The sequence below is a fragment of the Stenotrophomonas sp. YJH_SMC_64 genome, from assembly GCF_059371375.1.
The window spans coordinates 54556-78715 of the sequence record NZ_JCAFUN010000019.1; the positions used below are offsets into that span (position 1 = coordinate 54556).

Annotated in this window: 25 protein-coding genes; 11 read left to right on the forward strand and 14 right to left on the reverse strand. The window is 67.8% G+C overall.

What is annotated here, in order from left to right; translation table 11 throughout:
- Nucleotides 1–137: 137 nt before the first annotated feature.
- Together AC5P9L_RS19045 and ubiH are read right to left on the reverse strand one after the other, a co-directional pair.
- The gene (locus AC5P9L_RS19045) at nt 138–1319 is read right to left on the reverse strand and encodes a UbiH/UbiF family hydroxylase (RefSeq protein ID WP_262101796.1); all 1182 of its coding nucleotides are present in this window, start codon (nt 1317–1319) and stop codon (nt 138–140) included.
- Nucleotides 1316–2524 (reverse strand): 2-octaprenyl-6-methoxyphenyl hydroxylase, encoded by a 1209-nt coding sequence (gene ubiH / locus AC5P9L_RS19050; RefSeq protein ID WP_005412303.1) that lies wholly within the window; start codon nt 2522–2524, stop codon nt 1316–1318. Before ubiH ends, AC5P9L_RS19045 begins: the two co-directional genes overlap by 4 nt.
- Nucleotides 2525–2630: 106 nt before the next feature.
- On the opposite strand from ubiH, the gene AC5P9L_RS19055 reads away from it, so the two are divergent.
- The 10 genes from AC5P9L_RS19055 to AC5P9L_RS19100 all read left to right on the forward strand — a co-directional run bounded on the left by AC5P9L_RS19055 (nt 2631) and on the right by AC5P9L_RS19100 (nt 12538).
- The gene (locus AC5P9L_RS19055) at nt 2631–3215 is read left to right on the forward strand and encodes a hypothetical protein (protein WP_005408145.1); all 585 of its coding nucleotides are present in this window, start codon (nt 2631–2633) and stop codon (nt 3213–3215) included.
- A gap of 8 nt (nt 3216–3223) precedes the next feature.
- Nucleotides 3224–3778 carry a cob(I)yrinic acid a,c-diamide adenosyltransferase gene (locus tag AC5P9L_RS19060; RefSeq protein WP_227415930.1) on the forward strand — a complete coding sequence of 185 codons (555 nt, stop codon included), beginning with the start codon at nt 3224–3226 and terminating at the stop codon, nt 3776–3778.
- Nucleotides 3779–3787: 9 nt separating this feature from the next.
- Nucleotides 3788–4726: a histone deacetylase family protein gene (locus AC5P9L_RS19065; protein ID WP_227415929.1), complete on the forward strand. Its 939-nt coding sequence runs from the start codon at nt 3788–3790 to the stop codon at nt 4724–4726.
- 89 nt (nt 4727–4815) lie between these two features.
- Nucleotides 4816–7317, forward strand: a complete 2502-nt coding sequence (lptD, locus tag AC5P9L_RS19070; protein ID WP_080052387.1) for an LPS-assembly protein LptD — start codon at nt 4816–4818, stop codon at nt 7315–7317.
- Complete coding sequence (locus tag AC5P9L_RS19075) at nt 7314–8657, forward strand: peptidylprolyl isomerase (protein WP_005408141.1); 1344 nt, start codon at nt 7314–7316, stop codon at nt 8655–8657. The genes lptD and AC5P9L_RS19075 overlap by 4 nt, the downstream gene beginning before the upstream one ends.
- A gap of 3 nt (nt 8658–8660) precedes the next feature.
- On the forward strand, nt 8661–9641 hold the full coding sequence (gene pdxA, locus AC5P9L_RS19080; RefSeq protein WP_005408140.1) for a 4-hydroxythreonine-4-phosphate dehydrogenase PdxA: 981 nt from the start codon (nt 8661–8663) through the stop codon (nt 9639–9641).
- Entirely contained in the window at nt 9638–10441 is an 804-nt protein-coding gene (gene rsmA / locus AC5P9L_RS19085) for a 16S rRNA (adenine(1518)-N(6)/adenine(1519)-N(6))-dimethyltransferase RsmA (RefSeq protein WP_180856194.1), read from the forward strand. Before pdxA ends, rsmA begins: the two co-directional genes overlap by 4 nt.
- 13 nt (nt 10442–10454) lie before the next feature.
- Nucleotides 10455–10838 carry a Co2+/Mg2+ efflux facilitator ApaG/CorD gene (gene apaG / locus AC5P9L_RS19090; RefSeq protein WP_005412297.1) on the forward strand — a complete coding sequence of 128 codons (384 nt, stop codon included), beginning with the start codon at nt 10455–10457 and terminating at the stop codon, nt 10836–10838.
- Between the two features lie 15 nt (nt 10839–10853).
- On the forward strand, nt 10854–11879 hold the full coding sequence (locus AC5P9L_RS19095) for a symmetrical bis(5'-nucleosyl)-tetraphosphatase (RefSeq protein ID WP_111189399.1): 1026 nt from the start codon (nt 10854–10856) through the stop codon (nt 11877–11879).
- Entirely contained in the window at nt 11876–12538 is a 663-nt protein-coding gene (locus AC5P9L_RS19100) for a DUF1287 domain-containing protein (protein ID WP_062607764.1), read from the forward strand. Before AC5P9L_RS19095 ends, AC5P9L_RS19100 begins: the two co-directional genes overlap by 4 nt.
- A 125-nt stretch (nt 12539–12663) precedes the next feature.
- Here the strand turns inward: AC5P9L_RS19100 and AC5P9L_RS19105 are convergent, their stop codons facing one another.
- From AC5P9L_RS19105 to AC5P9L_RS19145, 9 genes are all read right to left on the reverse strand, one after another.
- Complete coding sequence (locus AC5P9L_RS19105; RefSeq protein ID WP_024958640.1) at nt 12664–13155, reverse strand: dihydrofolate reductase; 492 nt, start codon at nt 13153–13155, stop codon at nt 12664–12666.
- Between the two features lie 5 nt (nt 13156–13160).
- Nucleotides 13161–13955: a thymidylate synthase gene (locus AC5P9L_RS19110; RefSeq protein WP_012479193.1), complete on the reverse strand. Its 795-nt coding sequence runs from the start codon at nt 13953–13955 to the stop codon at nt 13161–13163.
- Nucleotides 13952–14839, reverse strand: a complete 888-nt coding sequence (gene lgt, locus AC5P9L_RS19115; protein WP_012479192.1) for a prolipoprotein diacylglyceryl transferase — start codon at nt 14837–14839, stop codon at nt 13952–13954. Before lgt ends, AC5P9L_RS19110 begins: the two co-directional genes overlap by 4 nt.
- A 51-nt stretch (nt 14840–14890) precedes the next feature.
- Nucleotides 14891–15385, reverse strand: a complete 495-nt coding sequence (locus AC5P9L_RS19120; protein WP_032966445.1) for a TPM domain-containing protein — start codon at nt 15383–15385, stop codon at nt 14891–14893.
- Entirely contained in the window at nt 15385–16272 is an 888-nt protein-coding gene (locus AC5P9L_RS19125; protein WP_100443153.1) for a TPM domain-containing protein, read from the reverse strand. The genes AC5P9L_RS19120 and AC5P9L_RS19125 overlap by 1 nt, the downstream gene beginning before the upstream one ends.
- A gap of 3 nt (nt 16273–16275) precedes the next feature.
- Nucleotides 16276–16896 carry a LemA family protein gene (locus AC5P9L_RS19130; RefSeq protein ID WP_065183608.1) on the reverse strand — a complete coding sequence of 207 codons (621 nt, stop codon included), beginning with the start codon at nt 16894–16896 and terminating at the stop codon, nt 16276–16278.
- Nucleotides 16897–17452: 556 nt separating this feature from the next.
- A complete protein-coding gene (locus AC5P9L_RS19135; protein ID WP_012479186.1) occupies nt 17453–18613 on the reverse strand; it encodes an MFS transporter in 1161 nt (386 codons plus the stop codon).
- A gap of 224 nt (nt 18614–18837) precedes the next feature.
- Nucleotides 18838–19587: a TerC family protein gene (locus tag AC5P9L_RS19140; RefSeq protein WP_005408127.1), complete on the reverse strand. Its 750-nt coding sequence runs from the start codon at nt 19585–19587 to the stop codon at nt 18838–18840.
- A 33-nt stretch (nt 19588–19620) separates the two neighbouring features.
- On the reverse strand, nt 19621–20016 hold the full coding sequence (locus tag AC5P9L_RS19145) for a diacylglycerol kinase (RefSeq protein ID WP_005408126.1): 396 nt from the start codon (nt 20014–20016) through the stop codon (nt 19621–19623).
- Between the two features lie 212 nt (nt 20017–20228).
- Here AC5P9L_RS19145 and AC5P9L_RS19150 point away from each other — a divergent pair, with 212 nt between their 5' ends.
- The gene (locus AC5P9L_RS19150; protein ID WP_099523284.1) at nt 20229–20930 is read left to right on the forward strand and encodes an SGNH/GDSL hydrolase family protein; all 702 of its coding nucleotides are present in this window, start codon (nt 20229–20231) and stop codon (nt 20928–20930) included.
- 311 nt (nt 20931–21241) lie between these two features.
- On the opposite strand, the gene AC5P9L_RS19155 is transcribed toward AC5P9L_RS19150, so the two are convergent.
- From AC5P9L_RS19155 to AC5P9L_RS19165, 3 genes are all read right to left on the reverse strand, one after another.
- Entirely contained in the window at nt 21242–22513 is a 1272-nt protein-coding gene (locus AC5P9L_RS19155) for a sensor histidine kinase (protein WP_005412286.1), read from the reverse strand.
- Between the two features lie 156 nt (nt 22514–22669).
- Nucleotides 22670–23383, reverse strand: a complete 714-nt coding sequence (locus AC5P9L_RS19160) for a response regulator transcription factor (RefSeq protein WP_002811889.1) — start codon at nt 23381–23383, stop codon at nt 22670–22672.
- 87 nt (nt 23384–23470) lie between these two features.
- Nucleotides 23471–24115, reverse strand: a complete 645-nt coding sequence (locus tag AC5P9L_RS19165) for an arylesterase (protein ID WP_043035719.1) — start codon at nt 24113–24115, stop codon at nt 23471–23473.
- Nucleotides 24116–24160 lie beyond the last annotated feature (45 nt).

The window sequence follows — 24160 nt, forward strand, 5'->3', positions numbered from 1 at the left end:
GGACGGAGGGGATTAAGTCGTTTGTGGCACAAACGACTTAATCCCCTCCGTCCCCTTTTTTGATCCAGCGCGATCTTCATCCACGCATGGCGTGGATCTACTGACGTCGGGCACCCACCAGAGCGGTTTGCATTCTGCTACACCCCGGCGGCGCGCTTCCAGAATGCCTGCACCAGCGGCGGCCATTTGCCGACGCAGCCCAGCGCCCGGCCGCGGGCCAGGGTCAGGTGCAATTCGTCGTTGGAGAACAGGCGGTTGATCGCATCGAAGCTGTAGGCGGCGATGTGGTTGTCGCTGCGCCGTTCGCGTGCCCAGCGCTGCAGGCGCTGCGGCGACAGCCGCGGCTGGCCACGGCGCTCGGCCGACGGCGCCAGCCACTGCTGCAGGGCGGCCACATCGCGCAGGCCCAGGTTCACGCCCTGCCCGGCCAGCGGATGCACCACGTGCGCAGCATCACCCAATGCCAGCACACGGCCGGCCACGTAGTGACGTGCCAGCTGGCGGCGCAGCGGGAAGGCTGCGCGCGGTGATGCCAGCCGCAGCTCACCCAGCCGCGCCGCGAAGGCGCGGGTCAGTTCGCGGTTGAAGCTGTCTTCGTCCAGCGCCAGCACGCGCGCGGCCTCGTCCTCGGGCAGGGTCCAGACGATCGAGCTGCGGCGCTCGGCCACCGGCAGCAGCGCCAGCGGCCCGCTCGGCAGGAAACGCTGCCAGGCAGTGGCCTGGTTGGGAAGATCGCTGTCCACGTAGGCCACCACGCCACGCTGGTGGTAGTCATGCTTTTCAACCTCGATCCCGGCCAGTTGGCGCAGGGTCGATTCGGCGCCGTCGGCGGCCACCGCCAACGCCGCTTCCAGGCGACGACCGTCATCCAGGCGCAGGCGCACGCCGTCGTCGTCCTGCTCCAGCGCTTCCACCCGCGCCGGGCAGTGCAGCTGCACGCCCGCCGCCGGCAACGCCGCCCACAGCCGATCCTGCAGCAGGCCGTTCTCGACGATGTAGCCCAGTTCACGACGGCCGAAGCGATCGGCATCGAACAGCAGATCTTCGCCACCGGCCGCATCCCACACCTGCATGCGCCGGTAGGGCCAGGCGCGGGCCTGCACGATCGCCGGCCACACGCCCAGGCGGTTCAACAGTTGTACGTTGTCAGCAGCGAAGGCGAACACGCGGAGGTCAGGCTGTGCGGCCTGCCACGGCGCGGGCTCACGACCTTCCACCAGCGCAACCGACAGGCCGGCATCGGCCAGCGCCAGCGCGCACGCGGCACCGACCACGCCACCACCGACGATGGCCACATCAAGGCGCATGCGCCGGCTCATGCGGCTTCTCCGCGGCACAGGCGCGGCACTTCGCCGCGGAAGCCCATCGCGCCACCGACCAGCATCGACTGCACCGATGCGCGTTGCGCGGCCACCAGGCCGAGGCTGCGCAGCGGCCGCATCAGCGGCGCCGGGTTGCTGGTCAGGCGCGCCAGGCCGCCGGAGAACGCCACCGTCTGCCGGCGATCTTCCTCGCGGCGCGCGACATAGGCCTGCAGCAGTGCATCACTGCCGGCATCTTCATGCGCATCCTCCAGCAGCTCGGCCAGGGTCAGCGCATCGCGCAGGCCCAGGTTGAAGCCCTGTGCACCCAGCGGATGAATGGTCTGCGCGGCATTGCCCAGCAGCACCGTGCGCTCACCGGCCAGCGCGCGCGCCAGCACCTGGATGAGCGGGTAGGCGCTGCGCGGGCCGGACTCGAGCAGGCGGCCGGCACGCCAGCCGATCGCGTTCTGCAGGCGTTGCAGCCAGGCGGCATCGTCCAGTGCCATCACCGCATCGGCCTGGTCGCGCGCAACACCATGCACGGTGCCGAAGTGACGATCGCCGCGCGGCAGCAGGGCCGTCGGGCCGGTATCGGTGAAACGCTCCCACGCGGTGCCATCCGGCGCGCGCTGGCTGCGTACACGGGCCACGAACAGGGTCTGCTGGAAATCATGGCGGTCGACCTCGATGCCCAGTGCACCACGCACGCCACTGGTCGTACCGTCGGCACCCACCACCAGCCGTGCCAGCAATACGCGCTCGCCGGCCTCATCGGCGACCCGCACCTGGCGGTAGCCGTCGACCACTTCACCCAGGCCCAGGAACCGCATCGGCCGGTAACGGCGCAGCCGCGGCAGCTCCTGAAGCCGCGCTTCCAGCGCCTGGCCGAAGTCGCGGGCGACCACCACCTGGCCGAACCAAGGCCGGTCGTAATCGGCCGCTTCCAGCTGCACACGGCCGAAATCGCCGGCACGGCTGACGTGGATGCGCCGGATCGGGCCCGGTGCCATCGCCAGCTTCTGCATCACCCCCAGCGCGGTCAGCGCATTGACGGTGGCAGCGGCGAAACTGAGATTGCGCTGGTCGAACACCGCCGGCAGCTCGCCGGCCGGGCTGGCCTCGAGCAGGCCCACGTCGCGGCCGAGGCGGTCCAGGGCAATGGCCAGGCTGGCGCCGACCAGGCCACCACCGACAATCAGCACGTCATGTCGTTCACTCATGCGTTCATGATACGCGCTCGCCCCGTCTGTACGCCGAACGGCCGGTCCTGCGCCAACCCGCGCGGCGGGCTAGAATGAAACCTGAATCCGCTCCGGGCCCGCCACCATGTCCGACACTGCCAACCGCGCCTTCGTCCTGTCCGTGCTCGTTCTGGTGCTGGCAGCGACCCGTGTCAATCACTTCGCGGCGATCCCCGATGCCTCATGGGCGGTGTTCTTCATCGGTGGCTTCTACCTGGCCCGCTGGACGCGCTGGGCGTTCCCGCTGCTGATGGTGTTCGCGGTGCTGGTGGACTGGATCGTGATCCGCAGCAGCGGCCTGGACTTCTGGCAGCACTACTGCGTGTCGCCGGGCTACTGGCTGCTGCTGCCGGCCTATTTCTCGCTGTGGGCCGGCGGCATGCTGCTGGGCCGCAACTACCAGAGCGCGCGCTGGCCGGTACTGGCCAAGGGCGCGCTGCTGCTGGTCGCCTCGGTGGCGGTCTGTCACCTGCTGGCGCAGGGCGGCTTCTACTGGACCAGCAGCAACGTGGCCGAGCCGACCCTGGCCGGCTGGGCACAGAACTACGCTCAGTGGTTCGGCCCCTACCTGCGCACCACGGCGATCTACGTGGCGCTGGCCGCCGCCCTGCAGCTGGCCGTGGAGCAGGTGTTGAAGCTCCAGCAGGCCCGCCGCGACATCCGCCACTGAGCCGCGACATGGGTCATCGCCTCTCGCGCATCTACACCCGCACCGGCGACGACGGCAGTACCGGCCTCGGTGACGGCCAGCGCGTGCCCAAGGATGACGCCCGGGTGGCGTCCTACGGCACCGTCGACGAGGCCAATGCCGCGCTCGGCCTGCTGCTGGCCGTGCCCCTGCCCGAGGATGTGCGCGCGCTGGTGGTGCATCTGCAGCACCAGCTGTTCGACCTGGGCGCCGAACTGTGCATCCCCGGCCACGCCGCGATCCACGCCGCCGATGTCTCGGCCCTGGAACAGCAGCTGGACCATTACAACGCCGACCTGCCGATGCTGAAGGAATTCATCCTGCCGGCCGGCGGCGAAGCCGCCGCGCGCTGCCATCTGGCCCGCACCATCGTCCGCCGCGCCGAGCGCGAAACGGTCACCCTGGACCGCCACGAGGCCGTGCGCAGCGAGGCGTTGCAGTACCTGAACAGGTTGTCGGACCTGTTGTTCGTGCTGGCCCGGGTGCTGGCCCGCGCCGACGGCCAGGGCGAAGCGCTGTGGCAACCACAGCAGCGCCAGCGCTGAGCCTGCACGATGCTGGTCTACACCCATCCGTCCTGCCTGCTGCACGACCCTGGTCCGGGCCATCCCGAGTGCCCGCAACGCCTGCAGCATGTGCTGGACGCGCTGCACATCGCGTTCCCCGGCCAGCTGGAGTGGCGCGAAGCGCCACCGGCCAAGTTCGGTGAACTGACCCGGGTCCACGACAGCGCCCTGCTCGACTTCGTGCTGCAACCGCAGACCGCACCGCTGCGCCAGCTGGACATGGACACCTGGACCTCACCCGGCTCGGCCAGCGCCGCCGTGCACGCCGCCGGTGCCGGCGTGGCCGCGGTCGATGCGGTGATGCTGGGCGACGACCCGCTGGCCTTCTGCGCGGTACGCCCGCCGGGCCACCACGCCACCAGCAGCACGGCGATGGGCTTCTGCCTGCTCAACAACATCGCCATCGCCGCCGCCTATGCCCGCGACCGCCACGGCCTGGAACGGATCGCGGTGGTCGACTTCGACGTCCACCACGGCAACGGCACCCAGGACATCTTCCAGCACGACGCCCGGGTCTCGTACTACAGCACCCACCAGGCCGGGCTGTTCCCCAATTCCGGCCTGCGCCGTGACCGCGGTGCCGGCAACCTGATGAACATCCTGCTGCCGCCGGGCAGCGGTGGCTTCCGCTTCCGCAATGTCTGGGCCGACGAGATGCTGCCGGCCATCGACGACTTCCGCCCGCAGCTGCTGCTGATCTCGGCCGGCTTCGACGCCCACCTGCGTGATCCGCAGGCGGACCTGATGCTGGAGACCGACGATTTCGCCTGGATCACCGGTGAACTGCACGCGCTGGCACGCCGTCACGCGGCCGGCCGGATGGTCTCGATGCTGGAGGGTGGCTACGACCTGCAGGCCCTGGCCGAGTGCAGCGTGGCCCATGTCCAGACCCTGCTCACGCCGTCCGTGGGCACCTCCGCCGGATGAACCCGAACCGGCAGGCTCCGGCGTCCTTCATTGCCCCTATGCAAGGGATGGGGCAAGCTACCGTCCGTTTTCGCCCGAATCCGAACCGCGTGCGCCGAGCCCTCCGCCTGCTTCCCCTGCCTCTGAGCATCGCCATCAGCCTGCCGGCGATGGCCGATGAAAAGCCGCTCAACTGGGGCCTGTGCCCGGCCACCGACGTCATTCCCGCGTTCACTGACGCCCCCACCCCGGTTCCGGCCCAGGACAAGGCTGCCGCCGCGGCCGCCCGCGAGCAGCAGCCGACCGACATCGAGGGTGACCAGCTGCTGGGCACCACCACCGTGCCGCAGTACGAGGGCAACGTGGCGCTGCGCCGGGGTGACCAGTTCGTCGGTACCGACAAGCTCAGCTTCGACACCGAGACCGGCAACTACATCGCCGACGGCAATGTCCGCTACCAGGACGGGTCGATCCGGATGGTCGCCAAGCGTGCCGAAGGCAACCAGGAAAGCGATACCCACAAGATCTCCGACATCAAGTACCAGCTGGTGTCGCGCCGGGGCAACGGCGATGCCGAGTCGGTCGACCTGCAGGGTGCGGTCGGCCAGATGCACCGCTCCACCTACACCACCTGCGACCCCTCGCAGCCGGTGTGGAAGCTGTCGGCGCCGCAGATCGAAGTGGACAACGACGAGGGCTTCGGCACCGCGCGCAACGCCGTGCTGCGCATCGGCAAGGTGCCGGTGCTGTGGGCGCCGTACTTCAAGTTCCCGATCGATGACCGCCGCAAGACCGGCCTGCTGTTCCCGCAGCTGGGCATGTCCGGGCGCAACGGCTTCGACTACGCCCAGCCGATCTACTTCAACCTGGCGCCGAACTACGACGACACGCTGACCCCGCGCTACATGAGCCGGCGCGGCCTGCTGCTCGACAACGAGTTCCGCTACCTCTACAACGGCGGCCGCGGCGAGGTGTTGACCTCGTTCATGCCCAACGACCGCCTGCGTGACCGTGACCGCGGCCGGGTGATGTTCACCGGCTACCACAACGTGGACAGCCACTGGCAGGCCCGCGCCAACCTGGCCTGGGTCAGCGACGAGCGCTATGTCGAGGATTTCGCCAACCGCCTGGTGGGGGTGACCGCCTCCAACCTGCAGAGCACGGTGGGCCTGTATGGCACCGGCACGAACTGGACGGCCGGCATCATGGCCGACCGCTGGCAGCTGACCGACTACACGCTCGACGAGCGCGCCCTGCCCTACAACCGCCAGCCGCGCCTGTACTTCAACTGGGACAAGCCGGTCCGGCCCTGGCTGGAAGCCGGCATCTACGCCGAAGCGGTGCGCTTCACCCACGACGACATCAACTTCAAGAACGCCGTCGGCACCGGTAAGGATCTGCAGTACACCCGCAACGGAGTGCAGTGGACCGACGGCGTCGGTGTCAGCGGCGGTTCGCGATTGGACGTGAAGCCGTATGTGTCGTTCCCGATCAGCGGCGCGGCCTGGTATGTGACCCCGACCCTGGCCTACCGTTACACCGCCTATCAGCTGGACCGTGGCCTGGTGGATGGTGTGAGAGGCATCCAGGCCCAGATCCTGAGTTCGCAGGGCATCGACCCGAACACGGCCACGCCCGAGCAGCTGCGCGGCAATACCTCGCCCAGCCGCAGCCTGCCGATCGGCAGCATCGACGCCGGCCTGTTCTTCGACCGCGAAACCAGCATCCGCGGCAAGTCGTTCCTGCAGACCCTGGAACCGCGCCTGTTCTACCTGCGCACGCCGTACCGCAACCAGGACGAGCTGCCGATCTTCGACACCCGTGACTTCACCTTCAGCTGGGGCCAGCTGTTCCGCGACTCGCGCTACACCGGCGCCGACCGCCAGAACGACGCCAACCAGCTGACCCTGGCGGTGAGCACCCGGTTCATCGACCAGACCACCGGCAAGGAACGTTTCTCGGCCTCGATCGGCCAGATCCAGTACTTCGATGAGTCGCGGGTGACCACCACCCCAGGTGGTGCTCCGGTGGAAAAGGGCAAGTCGGCCTGGATCGCCGACGGCAACTACATGATCAACGACCGCTGGACCCTGGGCGCCACCTACCAGTGGGACCCGAAGTACAAGCGCGAGGATCTGGCCAGCGTCCGTGCCCGTTACCTGATGCCCAACGACGGCGTGGTCAACCTGAGCTACCGCTACCGCATCAATGCCGGTGCTCTGCCCGGTGCCAACAAGCATGACCGCACCCTGCTGGAGCAGGCCGACCTGTCGTTCCTGTACCCGCTGAATGCGCGTTGGAGCCTGGTCGGCCGCTATTACTACTCGCTGCAGGACAAGGAGCCGCTGGAAATCATCGGCGGTGTCCAGTGGGACAGCTGCTGCCTGGCCGTGCGTGTGGTCGGCCGCCGCTATGTCCGCAATCGCGAAGGCGAGATGAACAACTCCATCCAGGTGGAGTTCGTCCTGAAGGGCCTGAGCTCCATCGGCCAGGACACGGACCGCACTCTGCGCCGTGCTATCCTCGGCTATAACCGCGACGACCTCTATCTCGTGCCGCCCAGCAACACCGGGGCGACCCGTGATGACTACGATCCGAATCTGATCCCATGACCAAGCGCTTCCCCGTTCTACTCGCCTCGCTGCTGGCGGTGTCCAGCGTGTCCGCCCCCCTGCAGGTGCTTGCCCAGGAGGCGCAGCCGCTCGACCGCATCGCCGCCGTCGTCGATGAGGACGTGATCCTGCAGAGCGAGCTCCAGCGTGCGATCGCCAACATCAAGGCGCAGTACGCCGGGCGGGAAAACCAGCTGCCGCCGGAAGACGTGCTCAGCCGCCAGGTGCTCGAGCGCCTGGTGCTGGTCAAGCTGCAGGTGGCCCGCGCCCAGGGCAGCGGCATCCGTGTCAGCGACCAGGAGCTGAACCAGGCGATGAACTCCATCGCCCAGCAGAACGGTTCGAACCTGGACGCCCTGCGCCAGCGCCTGGCCCACGACGGCATCGATTTCAACGATTTCCGCGCATCGGTGCGTGATGAGATCACCGTGCAGCGCCTGCGCCAGAGCTTCGCGCAGAGCCGCATCAGCGTCAGCGAGGGTGAAGTCGATGCCGCGCTGAAGCAGCAGGCCACGGTAGGCAACCAGTACCACCTGGCGCACATCCTGGTCGCGTTGCCGGACGGCGCCAACGCCGACCAGATCGCCACCGGCCAGAAGAAGGCCGATGGCGTCAAGGCCCTGCTGGACAAGGGCGAGCTGGACTTCAACGCGGCGGCCGTGCGCTATTCCGACAGCCCCAACGCGCTGGAAGGCGGCGACCTGGGCTGGCGCAGCCTGGATGAAATCCCGCAGGCCTTCGCGCAGATGATGGAAAAGATGAAGCCCGGCGAAGTGGTCGGCCCGATCCGTGGCCCCAGCGGCTTCCAGCTGTTGAAGCTGGTGGAAGTGCGTGATGCCAGCGCCACCGCTGGCGCCAGCACCGTCACCGAGTACCACGGTCGCCACATCCTGGTGCGCGTGGACGATCATCAGACCGACGCGGCCGCCAAAGCCAAGATCGATACCCTGCGTGCCCGCATTGCCGGTGGCGCGGACTTCGAAACCGTGGCCAAGGAGTCCTCCGAGGACAACAACAGCAAGGGCCAGGGCGGCGATCTGGGCTGGTTCCCGGCCGATGCGTTCGGTCCGGCCTTTGGCCAGCAGGTGGCCGCCATCCAGGACGGCGGCGTCAGCCAGCCGTTCCGCACCGATGCCGGTTGGCACATCCTGCAGCGCGTGGCCACTCGCCAGACTGACGTGACCAACGACAACCAGCGTGCCCAGGTCCGCGAGACCATTGGCCGCCGCAAGCTGGAAGACGAGTACAACCGCTTCCTGCAGGAACTTCGTGGCGAAGCCTACGTCAGCTTCCGCAGTGGCGACCGCGCGGAAAACACCGCCACGCCGCCGCAGTCCTGATCGATGCGCCCCGAGCTCGCTCTGGTACCGGGCGAGCCCGCCGGGATCGGCCCGGAGCTGTGCGTCCGCCTCGTCCAGCAGCCGCGTGAAGATTGCCGGCTGCTGGCCTTCGCCGACCCGGACACCCTGCGCGCGGCCGCGGCCGCGCTGAACCTGCCGCTGCAACTGTTGCCCGAGGGTGCCGAAGCGCGCGTCCCCGGCGACCTGCGCCTGCGCGTGGTGGCCAATGCCACCCCGAGCCGTTTCGGCCAGGCCGATCCGGCCAATGCCGGCGCGGTCATCGGCGCCCTGCTCGGTGCCGGCCAGGCCTGCCTGTCAGGCGAACTGCACGGCGTGGTGACCGGCCCGGTGCACAAGGCCGTCATCAACGAAGGCGGCATCGCCTACAGCGGCACCACCGAACTGCTGGCCGACCAGGCTGGGGTGAAGGTGGTGATGATGCTGGCCAACCACATCGTGCGCGTGGCCCTGGCCACCACCCACCTGCCACTGCGCGAGGTGGCCGACGCGATTACCGCGCCCAGCCTGGAACACACCCTTCGCACCGTGCACGCCGCGCTGCGCCGCGAGTTCGGCCTGCCCGCGCCACGCATCGCCGTGCTCGGCCTGAACCCGCACGCCGGCGAAGACGGCCATCTGGGCCGCGAGGAACTGGACCTGGTCATCCCGCTGCTGCAGCGCCTGCGCGCGGAGGGCATGGACCTGATCGGGCCGCTGCCAGCCGATACCGCCTTCCTGCCGGCCAAGCTGGCCGGCTTCGACACCGTGCTGGCGATGTACCACGACCAGGGCCTGCCGGTGCTGAAGTACTCGGGCTTCGAGCAGGCGGTGAACCTGACCCTGGGCCTGCCCTACCCACGCGTTGCAGTGGACCACGGCACCGCGCTGGACCTTGCCGGCCGTGGCGTTGCCGATCCTTCCAGCCTGCAGGCGGCAACGACGTTGTGTGCGCAGCTTGCGCGGCAACGTACACTGAGCGCATGAATTCCCCGCATTCCCCCTCCGGCCCGGTGTTCACCGCCCCGGCCAAGAAGCAGCTTGGCCAGCATTTCCTGGCCGACCGCCACTACATCGACAAGATCGTGATGGCGGTCAACCCGAAAGACGGTGACCGCCTGGTCGAGATCGGTCCCGGCCAGGGCGCGATCACGCTGCCGCTGCTGCGCGTGCATCCGAAACTGACGGTGATCGAGTTCGACCGTGACCTGATCGCGCCGCTGACCGCCGCCGTCGAGCCGCTGGGCGAGCTGACCATCGTCCACCGCGACGTGCTGCGCGTGGACTTCACCGAGCTGGCCGCCGGCCAGCCGATCCGCCTGGTCGGCAACCTGCCCTACAACATCTCCTCGCCGATCCTGTTCCATGCACTGGAACATGCCGCGGTGATCCGCGACATGCATTTCATGCTGCAGAAGGAAGTGGTCGACCGCATGGCCGCCGGCCCCGGCAGCAAGGTGTACGGCCGGCTCAGCGTGATGCTGCAGGCCTACTGCCAGGTGACCTCGCTGTTCGTGGTGCCGCCGGGCGCGTTCCGGCCGCCGCCGAAGGTCGATTCGGCCGTGGTGCGGCTGGTGCCGCGTGACCCGGCCACGATCAACATCAACGACCACAAGCGTTTCGCCGAGGTGGTCAAGGCCGCCTTCGGGCAGCGCCGCAAGACCCTGCGCAACGCCCTGAACAACGTGGTGTCCGCCGAACAGTTCGTTGCCGCCGGCGTGCGTCCCGATGCCCGCGCCGAACAGCTGGACGTGGCCGAATTCATCGCTTTGGCCAATGCCTCCTGATTACACTGCCGGTATGGAAGACGCTGACGTTTACGCCATCTCCGTCGAAGTCGCACCGCGCTTCCTCGACGATCAATCCGCGCCGGAAGACGGACGCTATGCGTTCGCCTACACGATCCGCATCCACAACCAGGGGCGTGTTGCCGCGCGCCTGGTCGCACGCCACTGGCGCATCACCGATGCCAACGGCCGCGTCGAGCATGTCGATGGCGACGGGGTGATCGGCGAGCAGCCACGCCTGCGTCCCGGTGAAGACTTCCATTACACGTCCGGTGTCATGCTGGGGACCGATCACGGGACCATGCAGGGCCACTACGACATGGTCGCCGACGACGGCACCGAATTCGCCGCGCCGGTCGCACCTTTCGTGCTGGCCATCCCGCGTACCCTGCACTGACACGGAGGCCGGACGATGAGTGTGTGGGCGATCGGCGACCTGCAGGGCTGCTATGACGTCACCCAGCGGCTGCTGGAGAAGATCCGCTTCGACCCGGCGCAGGACACCCTGTGGTTCTGCGGCGACCTGGTCAACCGCGGTGGCCAGTCGCTGGAAACGCTGCGGCTGGTGCATTCGCTGCGCGAGCACAGCGTGGTGGTGCTGGGCAACCATGACCTTTCGCTGCTGGCCGTCGGTGCACGCACCGAAGAGGAACAGCGCAAGGTCAACCCGGACCTGCTGCGCATCGTGCAGGCTGAGGACCGCGACGAACTGCTGGACTGGCTGCGCCTGCAGAAGCTGGTGCACGTGGACCGCGAACTGGGCTGGATGATGGTGCACGCCGGCCTGGCGCCGAAGTGGACCACGCAGATGGCCGAAAAGCATGCCGCCGAGGTCGAGGCGCAACTGCACGGTGCCGGCTACCGCAAGCTGTTCCGCAACATGTACGGCGACAAGCCGAGCTGGGCACCGAACCTGTCCGGCTACGACCGTTCACGCGCGATCATCAATGTGCTCACCCGCATGCGCTACTGCACCCCGCGCGGGCGCATCGGCATCGAGGACAAGGGCACGCCGGGCACGCAGGAACAGGGACTGTACCCCTGGTTCGAAGTGCCGGGCCGGGTCGAGCGCGACCTGAAGATCGTCTGCGGCCACTGGTCGGCGCTGGGCCTGACCATCACCCAGGGCGTGCATGCCATCGACACCGGCGCAGTCTGGGGCGGCAAGCTGACCGCGATCCAGCTCGATACCGACGAACTGCGCGTGGTGCAGGTGCCGGGCCGCGATGTCCCCGCACCCGTGCCCAACGCACGCCCGCCAGCGCGACCGGCGCACGAGCGCCCGGCGGCATCGGCGCAGGGCAAGGAACAGGGCGGCGGCAACACCCCGGCCGCCAACCCGGGCAACCGCGGCCCACGCCGTCGTCGGCGCCGTGGCGGCGGTGGGGGTGGTGGCTCTGCGGGCCCCGGCAGCAACAGTCCCCCGCCGCAGGCATGACACGGCGCGGTGGGGCACCATGGACGGTGCTGCTGCTGACGGTGGCCCTGGCCAGCGGCTGCCAGCCCCCTTCGGCCCCGGCCCCCGCCGACGGCGGAAACGCCGGCCTCACGCCATCGCAACCGCAGGCGCCTTCGCCGCCGCTGGTGGCAGCGGCGCGCGCACAGGTCGGCGTCACCACCCGCTACGACCCTACCTATCAGGTGCTGGCCTATCCCGGCGGCGACGTTCCGGTTGATCGCGGCGTGTGCACCGACGTGGTGGTGCGTGCCCTGCGCAGCCAGGGCCTGGACCTGCAGGCGCGCGTGCATGAAGACATGCGCGGCAATTTCAGTGCCTATCCCGCGATCTGGGGCCTGTCACGGCCGGACCGCAACATCGATCATCGCCGTGTGCCGAACCTGATGCGCTGGTTCGAACGGCAGGGCTGGCAGCAACCGATCACGGCCGCCGCCACCGACTATGCGGCCGGCGACATCGTCGCCTGGAAGCTCAACGGCAACGGGCTGCTGCACGTGGGCATCGTCTCCGACCGGCGGCTGGCCAATGGCACGCCGCTGGTGCTGCACAACATCGCGCGCGGCACGCGCGAAGAGAACCTGTTGTTCCAGCACGCCATCATCGGGCATTACCGGATGCCGCAGCGACAGCCCAGGTAGAGTCGACTGTCAGTCGACTATCGCGCGCAGCGCGGGTTTTTCGGGTGACCGCCGAGAGCAGTCGACTAACAGTCGACTCTACCCCGTCGACATCCCCGTCGGTGTTTTCGTTGGTATTTGCGCGATCAGCGGCGCACGTAGTGCGCGAAGCGGAACGCGTAGGCATGGCGTTCGTCGGCCGGGTGCGGCTCGCTGCTCACTTCCCGCCAGTCCTGCATGTCGACTTCGGGGAAATGGGTATCAGCGGGGATTTCGGCATCCACCCAGGTCAGGTACAGGTCACTGGCCTGGTCCAGCAGCTGGTGGAAGATCTCGCCGCCGCCGATGATGCACAGCTCGCTGGCGCCCTCGCCTTCGGCAATCGCCTTCGCCTCGTCCAGCGACGCCACCGCGCGCATGCCCTCGAACGGCACCTGGCCGCTGCGGGTCAGCACCAGGTTGGTCCGTCCCGGCAGCACGCGGCCGATCGATTCGGCCGTCTTGCGGCCCATCAGGATCGGCTTGCCCAGGGTGAGCGCCTTGAAGTGCTTGAAATCATCCGGCAGGTGCCAGGGCATGGCATTGCCCTGACCGATGCCACGGTTGCGATCCAGCGCCACGATCATCGACAGCTTCATCGCGCTCATACCGCCACCGGCGCCTTGATGGCCGGGTGCGGATCGTAGCCGTCGATGCGGATGTCGTCGAACTGGAAGCCGAACAGATCGGTCACCTCCGGGTTCAACCACAGCTTGGGCAGCGCGCGCGGTTCACGCGACAGCTGCTCGCGCGCCTGCTCGAAGTGATTCGAATACAGGTGCGCATCGCCCAGCGTATGCACGAAATCACCTACGCCCAGGCCGGTGGCCTGCGCCACCATGTGGGTCAGCAGCGCGTAGCTGGCGATGTTGAACGGCACGCCGAGGAAGATGTCGCCGCTGCGCTGGTACAGCTGGCAGCTGAGCTTGCCGTCCACCACGTAGAACTGGAACAGGTTGTGGCACGGCATCAGCGCCATCTGCGAGAGCTCGCCCACGTTCCAGGCGCTGACTACCAGCCGGCGCGAATCGGGGTTGCGCTTGATCTCGTCGACCAGCCACTGCATCTGATCGATCTCACGGCCATCGGCGGTGGCCCAGCTGCGCCACTGCTTGCCGTACACCGGGCCGAGATCGCCGTTCTCGTCGGCCCACTCGTCCCAGATCCGCACCTGGTTGTCCTTCAGGTAGCCGATGTTGGTGTCGCCCTTCAGGAACCACAGCAGCTCGTGGATGATCGAGCGCAGGTGCAGCTTCTTGGTGGTGACCAGCGGGAAGCCGTCGGCCAGGTTGAAACGCATCTGCCAGCCGAACACGCTGCGGGTACCGGTGCCGGTGCGGTCGCTCTTCTCGGCGCCGTGCTCGAGCACATGCGAGAGCAGGTCCAGGTAAGCCTTCATGCCTTGCCCCCGGCAGTCACCGGCAGCTGCGGCTGCAGTACCGGCGCACGGCGCGACATCACCAGCAGCACCAGGCCGAAGGCAATCAGCGGCAGGCTGAGGATCTGGCCACGGGTCAGCCAGTCGAAGGCCACGTAGACGCCGTTGTCGGGCATGCGCACGAACTCCACCGCGAAGCGGAACAGTCCGTACATCAGCGCGAACAGACCGCCCACCAGGTAACGGTGGCGCGGCTTGGCCGACACGGCCCACAGCACCACGAACATCACCAGGCCTTCCAGGAAGGCTTCATACAGCTGCGACGGATGGCGCGCGAACTGGTTCAGCGCGCCGGTGGCGAACTGCGCCTGCAGGGTCGCGTGGTCCAGCTGGTTCAGCGGTGCCGGCAGGCCGGACGGGAACACCACGCCCCAGGTACCGTCGGTGTACTTGCCCCACAGCTCGGCACCGATGAAGTTGCCGATGCGCCCGAAGCCCAGGCCCAGCGGCACCAGCGGCGCCATGAAATCCATGGTGTCGAAGAAATGCAGCTTGTGCTTGCGCGACCACCACCAGCAGGCGCCCAGCACGCCCAGCAGGCCGCCGTGGAAACTCATGCCGCCATCCCACACCTTGAACAGCAGCAGCGGGTTGTGCAGGAAATCGCCCAGCGCGTAGAACAGCATGTAGCCGATACGCCCGCCCAGCACCACGCCGAGCATGGCGTAGAACAGCAGGTCGGAGAAACCATTGGCGTCGACGCCCGGCAGGCGGCCGGCGGCGATGCGCTTGCGTCCCAGCAGCCAGGCGGCGGTGAAGCCCAGCAGGTACATGATGCCGTACCAATGCACCTTGATCGGCCCCAGCGAGAGGGCGATGGGGTCGATGTCGTGGAAATAGATCATGGAAGGTGCCTTGCGGTTGAACGCCTATTCTCGGGCCAGTGCCGCCCCGGCTCAACCAAGGAGCTGGGGCGAGTTCGGCAACGCGTCGTCGTTCGACCGGGTCGAGGCCGGAAAGTGCCCTTCGATCAGGCTGGAAACCTCGTCGATGGCATCCTGCAGCGCTTCCACCGGATGGGAGCCACGCAGGCCCTCGCGCAGGTGGGTGCAGACCCGCTGCCATTGTGCCGGGCTGACCCGGCCCTGCAGGCCACGGTCGGCGACGATCTCGATGGCGTGGTCGGCCAGCAGCAGGTAGATCAGCACACCGTTGTTGTGGGTGGTATCCCAGGTGCGCAGGCGCGCGAAGGCATGTTCGGCGGCCTGGCGCGGGGTGACCTTGTGCCACAGCGCGGCCAGCGGCAGGTCCGCTTCCACCGCGAACATCACCTGGCCACCGTGGCGCTGCTCACCGGCTGCGATGGCCTCGGTGATCGCCTGCAGCGTGGCCGGCGGGAACGCGCGCCGTACCGACGGCGAAAATACATGACGACACAGTCGTTGGATCATCACCAGCCCCCCGAAGCACCACCACCGCCGGAGCGGCCACCGCCGCCGCCCCAACCGCCGCCGCCGCCGAATCCACCGCCCCCGCCGAAGCCGCCTCCGCCGCCCCAGCTGCCACCGCCCCAGCCACCGCCACCGGCAAAGCGGCCCGGGTGACCGGAGAGCATGGCAACAATCAGGCCCACGACGCCAGCCAGGCCACTGGCGAGTAGTGTGGAGGTGAACAGGAATGCCGCCAGCGCCGCACCGGCACCGCCGAGCAGGCCACGCAGCGGACGCGGCACGCGCGAGAAGATCCCGCGCAGGATGCTGCCGGCGAACACACCGATGAACAGCGCCAGGAACCAGGTATCGCCACCGCCGCTGGGCTCACGCCCGCGATGGCCGCTGACCGGCGCCGGCAGCGCTTCCCCGTCGATCAGCTTGACCAGCACCGCCGTGGCGTCGGTGATGCCACCGGCGTAGTCGCCGCTGCGGAAGCGCGGCACCAGGTACTCCTGGATGACCCGGTTGGCGATGGCATCGGGAATCGCTCCCTCCAGACCATAACCGGGTTCAATGCGCACGCGCCGGTCGTCCTTGGCCACCACCAGCAGCACCCCGTCGTCCACGCCCTTGCGGCCGATCTGCCATTGATCGAAGACCCGCGTGGTGTACTGCGCGATGTCCTCCGGCTGGGTGGTGGGCACCACCAGCACCTGCAGCTGGCTGCCCTTGAGCTGCTGCAGCTCAATCGCCTGCTGCACCAGCGCCTGCTTCTGCGCGGCATCCAGCGTGCCGGTGGTGTCGACCACCGGCGAATCCAGCGCCGGAACCGGCGCCAGCTGCTGGGCGTGCGATGCCAGCGGCAGCCATAGCAGCAGGGCCAGGAGCGCAGTGGCCAGGCGCATGGGTCAGTGGCCCGGCTGCGGTGCCGGCTGCTGCTGCGGCGCGCTGCCGAAATCGACCGCCGGCGCGTTGGAGATCTGCGCTTCGTTTTCCACGGTGAAGTTCGGTTTGGTCTTGTAACCGAAGAGCTTGGCGGTGATCACCTGCGGGAACGAGCGGATGTAGGTGTTGTAGTCCTGCACCTGCTGGATGTAGCGGCCGCGGGCGACGGTGATGCGGTTTTCAGTGCCTTCCAGCTGGGCCTGCAGGTCGCGGAAGTTCTGGTCCGACTTCAGCACCGGGTAATTCTCGGTGACCACCAGCAGCCGCGACAGTGCGCTGCCGAGTTCACCCTGGGCCTGCTGGAACTGCTTGAGCGAGGCTTCGTCGTCGGCGTTGACGTTGATCTGGCCAACACGCGAGCGGGCGTTGGTGACTTCGGTCAGCACGCGCTCTTCCTGGCTGGCGAAGCCCTTCACGGTCTGCACCAGGTTGGGCACCAGATCGGCGCGGCGCTTGTACTGGTTGAGCACTTCGGACCAGCTGGCCTTGACCGCTTCATCCTTCTGCTGGATGGCGTTGTAGCCGCAGCCGGACAGCAGGGAGGCCAGCAGCATCAGGGGCAGGACACGGGTGAACAGGCGCATGGCGGAGGTTCCGGGTGGACTGGGCACCGAGCATGCCACGGTTCGGGTGAAAGACCGGCCATCGGGCGCCGCCCCCTCCGCGGTGGTTGGCGAGGCGGTGGTTGGCGAGGAAGCGTTATCGGGGTCGACCGGGAGGGTGGGTTGGCTGGGGGGCGCTGCAAGTACGTCCATGTAAGCTCGATCGCCGCATCCATGCGGCTCACGCCCCCAGCCAACCCACCCTCCCGGCCACGGACAATTTCCTGGGCACCGCGGGAAGATCAAAAGAAAAAAATCAAAAGCAAAACGCGGTTCTTCAGGCATTCGTGTCGACCAAGGTCGACACCTACCAGAGCGGGACGCCGTTCCGGCAGACCGCGGGAAATTGTCGAAGGCGGGGTGGGTCCGGTGGCGGGGGTGTCCGCGGCATGGATGCCGCGGCCAAGCCCCCAGGGACGGGTTTACGGCGTCCCCCGCCACCGGACCCACCCCGCCACCCCACGGGTAACCAGCTTTTGACGTTGACGTTGATTGCAGCGGGTGCAGGGCTGCAAGCCCTGCCGGAAACCCTCTCCCCTCAGCAGGCCTCAGCCACCGCAGTGCGCGGACGCCCCAGCCACGCCAGCAGCAGCCCCGATGCCGCCAGCAGGCCACCGGCCACCGGAATCGCCGCGTAACCCAAACCCGAGCTGATCACCGCACCCCCCAGCGCGGCACCCACCGCATTGCCCAGGTTGAACGCACCCACGTTGATCGATGACGCCAGGCCCGGCGCCTCGCTCGCCGCCTGCATCACCCGGATCTGCAGCGGCGGCACGATGGCGAAGGTCGCCGCGCCGAACAGCAGCACGCCCAGCGCCGCAGTGGCGTGGTGCATGAAGGCCAGCGGCAGCACGAACATCAGCACGGCCAGGACCGCCAGCAGGATGCGGGTCGCGCCATCAAGCGACCAGTCGGCCATGCGCCCACCGATGCCATTGCCAAACGTGAAGCCGATACCGATCAGGGCCAGCGACATCGCGATGAAGGTGTTGGAGGCGCCGGTCAGTTCGGTCAGCACCGGCGCCACGTAGGTGTACAGAGTGAACATCGCGCCCGCGCCGAGCACCGTGGTGCCCATCGCCAGCAGTACCTGCGGCTGCAGGATGGCCTTCAGTTCGCGGCGCACGTCCGGGCGCGGCCCCGGTGCAGATGCCGGCAGCGCGAAGCCGAGCGCGGTGATCGCAATCAGGCCCAGCACTGCAGTACCGGCGAAGGACAGGCGCCAGCCCAGTTGCTGGCCCACCCAGGTCGCCAGCGGCACGCCACCGATATTGGCGATGGTCAGGCCCATGAACATGGTGGCCACGGCGGCGGCCTGCTTGTCCTTCGGCACCAGGCTGGCGGCAACCACCGCACCGATGCCGAAGAAGGCACCGTGGTTGAGGCTGGTGACCAGGCGCGACAGCAACAGCAGGCCGTAGTTCGGGGCCAGTGCCGAGAGCAGGTTGCCGACCACGAAGATCGACATCAGCAGCATCAGCGCAGTGCGCTTGCCGAACCGTCCCATCAGCAGGGTCATCACCGGTGCGCCCAGCATCACGCCCACGGCGTAAGCGGTGATCAGCATGCCGGCAGTGGGAATGCCCACGCCCACGCCGTCGGCGATGACGGGCAGCAGGCCCATCGGCGCAAACTCGGTGGTTCCGATGGCGAAGGCGCCGACGGCAAGCGCCAGCAAGGCGGCTCTGGAATTCATGGGGGGGGTCCTGGGGGAGGGATTCGGGAGTGCGTAGCCTGCGCGCTTTGATGTGGCGGATTAAGCCTCGCCCCGGGAAAACACTGTTGATCCTGGTTCACAAGTGGGGCACGGAAACCCGCTACAAGTGCAAAAACCGCAGCGCCGTAGCAGAGCCGTGCCCCCACAAACGCAGAACCCCCGGCCGGGCCGGGGGGTCTGAGGGACTTACATGCCAGAGGCGCTTACCAGTTGCCGGCGCCCGGCACGTTGTGCTCGCGGGCGCGACGGCGCATCAGCAGGTTCAGCCATTCCACCAGCACCGAGAAGCCCATCGCGGCGTAGATGTAGGGCTTGGGCACGTGCACGTCCAGGCCGTCCAGGATCAGCACCGCACCGATCATCAGGATGAAGGCCAGCGCCAGCATCTTCACGGTCGGGTTGGCGTCGATGAAGCGGCCCAGCGGGTTGGCGGCCAGCAGCATCACCAACACCGACAGCAGAATGGCGGCGACCATGACCGGGATGTGGTCGGCGATGCCAACCGCGGTGATCACCGAGTCCAGAGAGAACACGATGTCGATCACCGCGATCTGCGCGATCACGTAGCCGAACACGGCCGAGGCCTTGGTGGTGCTCGGATCTTCATCCTCGCCGCCGCTGATCAGTTCCTTGATCTCCATGCAGCCCTTGATGATCAGGAACAGGCCACCGACGATCAGCACCAGGTCACGGATGGAGATGCCCATGCCGGCCACCGTGAACAGGTTGGCCGCCATGTGCGCCAGATACGCCAGCGACACCAGCAGACCGATACGGGTGATGCAGGCCACGGCGATACCGAGCTTGCGTGCGAACGGGCGACGCTCTTCCGGCAGCTTGCTGACCGCGATGGAAATGAACACCAGGTTGTCGATGCCGAGCACGATTTCCAGCGCGCTGAGCGTGAACAGGGTTACCCAGGCATTGGGGTCGGCGAGGAACTCAAAGGACATGGAATCTCTTCAAGGCAGTGGGGGAATGGGGTTTCAGCCGTAGCTGCCGGCCAGCGCGTGTGGAACCACGACCAGGGCCCAGCACAACAGCACGTTCATCATCAGCACGAACACCGCCGCCGAGCCCATGTCCTTGGCGCGGCCAGCCAACTCGTGGATTTCGCTGCCGTAACGTTCGATCACCGCCTCGATCGCCGAGTTGGCCAGTTCCATCGCCAGCACCAGCAGCATCGAACCGATCATCAGCGCACGCTCGACCGGCGTCTGCCCCAGCCAGACCGCGACCGGCGCCAGCAGGATCAGCAGGTAGACCTCCAGCCGGAACGACGATTCGTGCAGCCAGGCGGCGCGCAGGCCCTGCCAGGACCAGCGGGCGGCCTGGAAGATGCGGCGCGGGCCGCGCGGCAGATGGCCGAACTGATCAGCCACGGGTGGAACATCCAGCAACAGGGGCGCGGCGCAGCGACCGCTCAGACGCACGGCAGGGAATCATGGGTGCACAGGAATAGGCAGATGGCCGCCATTTTGCCACAAGGCCGCCAGCCGCATCCCGGCGCCGGCCCGGTGAATGGACCGCCAGGGGCAAGCCCCGGCCCGCCCCAGCTTCTATGATGGCGTTCCCTTCCCTGCTGGAGCGCCTGATGTCCCGTCGCCGTACCTGCCTGCTGATGCTGGGCCTGCTGACCGCCGCACCGCTGGCCCAGGCCCTGGGCCCGACCACGTCGCCCCGGGTACCCGAACAGGTCTCCAACGTGGCCTGGGCCGGCGACATGGCCCGGTTCGCCAGCGCCGACCAGGCCAACCCGCCGCCCCGCGGTGGCATCGAATTCATCGGCAGCTCCTCCATCCGCTTCTGGGAGAGCCTGGCCACCGACTTCCCCGGCCAGCCTGTATTCAACCGCGGTTTCGGCGGCTCGGAAGTGCGTGACAGCACCTGGTATGCCGGCCAGATCGTGGTGCCGTATGCGCCGTGCAAGGTGTTCTTCTACGCCGGTGACAACGACCTCAACAGCGGCCGCACCCCGACCCAGGTGCGCGACGACGTGGTCGCCTTCGTGCAGCGCGTGCATCGCGACCTGCCGAAGACCAAGGTCGAGTACCTGTCGATCAAGCCGAGCCCGTCGCGGGCGCACCTGCTGCCGGCGATCAACGAGGCCAACACGCTGATCAAGGCCGCGCTGGCCAAGCTGCCCAACACCGGCTTCACCGATATCTACACGCCGATGCTGGGCGCGGATGGCCAGCCGGATGCGAAGCTGTTCCGCGAAGACATGCTGCACATGACCCCGGCCGGGTATGCGATCTGGACCAGGGCGCTGGCGCCGAAGGTCAACTGCAACTGAGCAACCCCATCCACGCATGGCGTGGATGTACTGCGGATCGCGGGAAACTGTCGAAGGCGGGGCGGTGTGGGTTTGCAGGACCGTTGGCGCCATGGATGGCGCCATCGAGCCCCCATGGGTGAGGGCGCTTTGCTTGCGAAGCACTGCTTCGCAAGCGCCCGAACGCACAGCCGCCAGCGGCTGGGCCGGACCCCGGAGGGGGGTTTACGGCGTGTCCTGCAAACCCACACCGCCCCGCCATTCCACGGAATGCCCGCTTTTGATGTTGATGTTGCCTCGGCGGGTGCCGGGCGCAGCCCGGCAAAATCCCTCTACCGGAAGATCACCGTTGCCTCGGTGCCCTGGCCCGGCTCGCTGGCCAGGCTGACCTTCCAGCCGAAGCGATCACACAGCCTGCGTACGATCGACAGGCCCAGGCCGGTACCCTGCGGCCGGCTGGGTTCGGCGCGATAGAACGGCTCGAACGCCCGTGACAGCGCTTCGGGGGACATGCCGATGCCGGTATCGTGCACCACCACCCGATCGTTGTGCACATGCACGTCGATGCGCCCCTCGTCGGTGTAGCTGCATGCATTGCGCACCAGGTTGCTGACCACCACCTGCAGCACCCGCGGCGGCGCATGCAGCTGCACCGGGCCATCGCTGTGCAGGTGCACCGACACCGGGCGAGCCCCCAGCAGTTCGTTGGCGTTGTCCACTTCATAGCGGACGATGTCGTTGACGTCGAACAGCTCGATCTGCGGTTCGACGTCTGCCTCGCGGGCCAGGATCAGGAACGCATCGATCACCGCTTCCATGTCGCGGCCAGCCCGCTGGATGCGCTGCAGGCTGCGGCGCAGGCGAGGCTGCAGGCTTTCATCACCCAGTGCCATGTCGCTGGCAACGCGGATGACGGTCAGCGGCGTGCGCAGTTCATGGCTGGCATCGCGGGTGAAGTTGCGCTCGCGTGCCACGTGCGCGCTGACCCGGTTGGCCAGCGAGTGCAACGCGGCCGCCAGCTGCCGGGTCTCGCCCTGCATGTCCGCCGGCAGCTTGTTGGGCTCCAGGTCGGCCGCTTCCGGATGCCCCGGGTCCCAGCGCGAGACGCGCCGAGCCAGCCAGTTCACCGGCGACACCAGGCGCTTGGACGCGCGGTAGGTCACCCAGCTGGCGCCATACACCGCCAACAGGGTCAGCAGCACCGGCACGATGCCGAACCAGAACGCCAGCATCTCTGCGCGCGAGCGCAGGAACACCAGGTACAGGCGGCCAGCCGGGCGCACATCAACCAGCACCAGCTGGTCGTCCTTGGGCAGTTCGTGGAAGCCGGGCTCCAGATTGCGCAGGTTGGCCGGCAACGACAGTGCCGACTGCCCGCTTTCCAGCAGGTAGCCGCGGATGTTCTGGGTATTGGGCGGTGGCTGCACCGGGGACGCTTCGTGCAGCGTCCAGTAGTACGCCGCCTCTTCGCGCAGGGCAGCGCCCACCAGGCTGTGCTTGATCACCAGCGAGACCAGCCACGCACCCAGCAGGATGCCCAGGCTGGCCAACACTGCCTGCAGGATGAAGGCGATACGGATCTTGCGCGGCAGGCCGTGCGGCATTGCGGAGTCCCGGTCAGAGCGCTGCGATTATAGGCAGCGCGCCACGCCGTGCGGGTGCATGGGCGATGACCGGCGGCAGTGCCGACCGGTCATGCCCTGCCCTCGTACGTGGCCACAACCCGGCCGGGCCTGCTGCTGCACCGGCGAGTATCCTGCTCAGGCCATCGGCTGGGCGATGTCGGCAATGCGGTAGCCGGCACTCTGCACGGTGTGCAGCAGCGGACGGTCGAACGGCTTGTCGATGATCTTGCGCAGGTTGTACAGGTGGCTGCGCAGGGTGTCCGAATCCGGCAGGCCATTGCCCCAGATCTCGCGCTCGATCTCCTGGCGGGTGACCACGCGCGGCGATTCGCGCATCAGGATGGTCAGCAGGCGCAGGCCGATCGGCGAAAGCTGCAGCTCGGTGCCGGCACGGGTCGCACGCATGCTGACCGGATCGAGCACCAGGTCGGCCACCTTCAGCACTTCCGAACCGACCTGGCGACGTTCGCGACGGATCAGCGCGCGCAGGCGGGCTTCCAGCTCCTGGATCGCGAACGGCTTGGTCAGGTAGTCATCGGCACCGAAACCCAGGCCGGTGAGCTTGTCGTCCAGCGTGTCGCGTGCCGTGAGCATCAGCACCGGGGTGGACTTGCGCGCATCGTTGCGCAGGCGACGGCACACTTCGATGCCATCCAGGCGCGGCAACATCAAGTCGAGCACCACGACGTCATAGCTGTTCTCCGCCGCGAGGCGGTAGCCATCCAGGCCGTCCTGTGCATAGTCGACTTCGAAGCCGCGACCTTCCAGGTATTCCCCGATCATCTCGGAGATGTTGCGGTTGTCTTCGACCACCAGCACCAAGCCGGAGGTCTCCTTCGTCTGACGCATGTGATTCCCTCTAACTTCAGCTTTGTGAAACATGCCGGATCGACGGTGGACGCGATGTGAAGTTCCGTCAAGAGGTAAACAAACGGTTCAGAGCAGCGGCCTCAGCAGCGGCCAGACGTTGTCCAGCACCTTTGGCTGCGCCTGTGCGGTCGGGTGCAGGCCGTCGGCCTGCATCATGCCCGGCTGCAGGGCCACCCCCTCCAGCAGGAAGGGCAGCAGCGGCACCTTGTACTGCGTGGCCAGCGCCCTGTAGGCCGCCGCCAGGCGCTGGCGATAGGCCGGCCCGTAGTTGGGCGGCACGTCAATGCCCAGCAGCAGCACTTTCGCGCCGGCCTTCTGGCTGGCCTGCACCATCTTTCCCAGGTTGTCCTGCACCTGCGCCGGGGTCAGCCCGCGCAGTGCATCGTTGCCGCCAAGGGCGATCACTACCACGGTCGGCTTTTCCTTCGCCAGCAGGGCCGGCAGGCGGGTGAGTGCGCCGGCGGTGGTCTCGCCGCTCATGCTGGCGTTGGCGATGCGCGCCGGGGTTTTCGACTGCTGCCTGACCCGCTGCTGCAGCAGGCTGACCCAGCCGGCGTCGGCAGGGATATTGTGGGCAGCACTGAGGCTGTCGCCGAGCACCAGCACGGTGCCGGCCGGACCTTTGGCACAGGCCAGCCCCGGCAACAGCAGGAACCCTAGCAGCAGCACCATCATCGCGCCGGCTCGCCGGCTCCATCCCGTCTTGCGCATTGGAGTCTCCTCATCGACAGCCTGTCCCCCCGCAGCGCGCCCGTC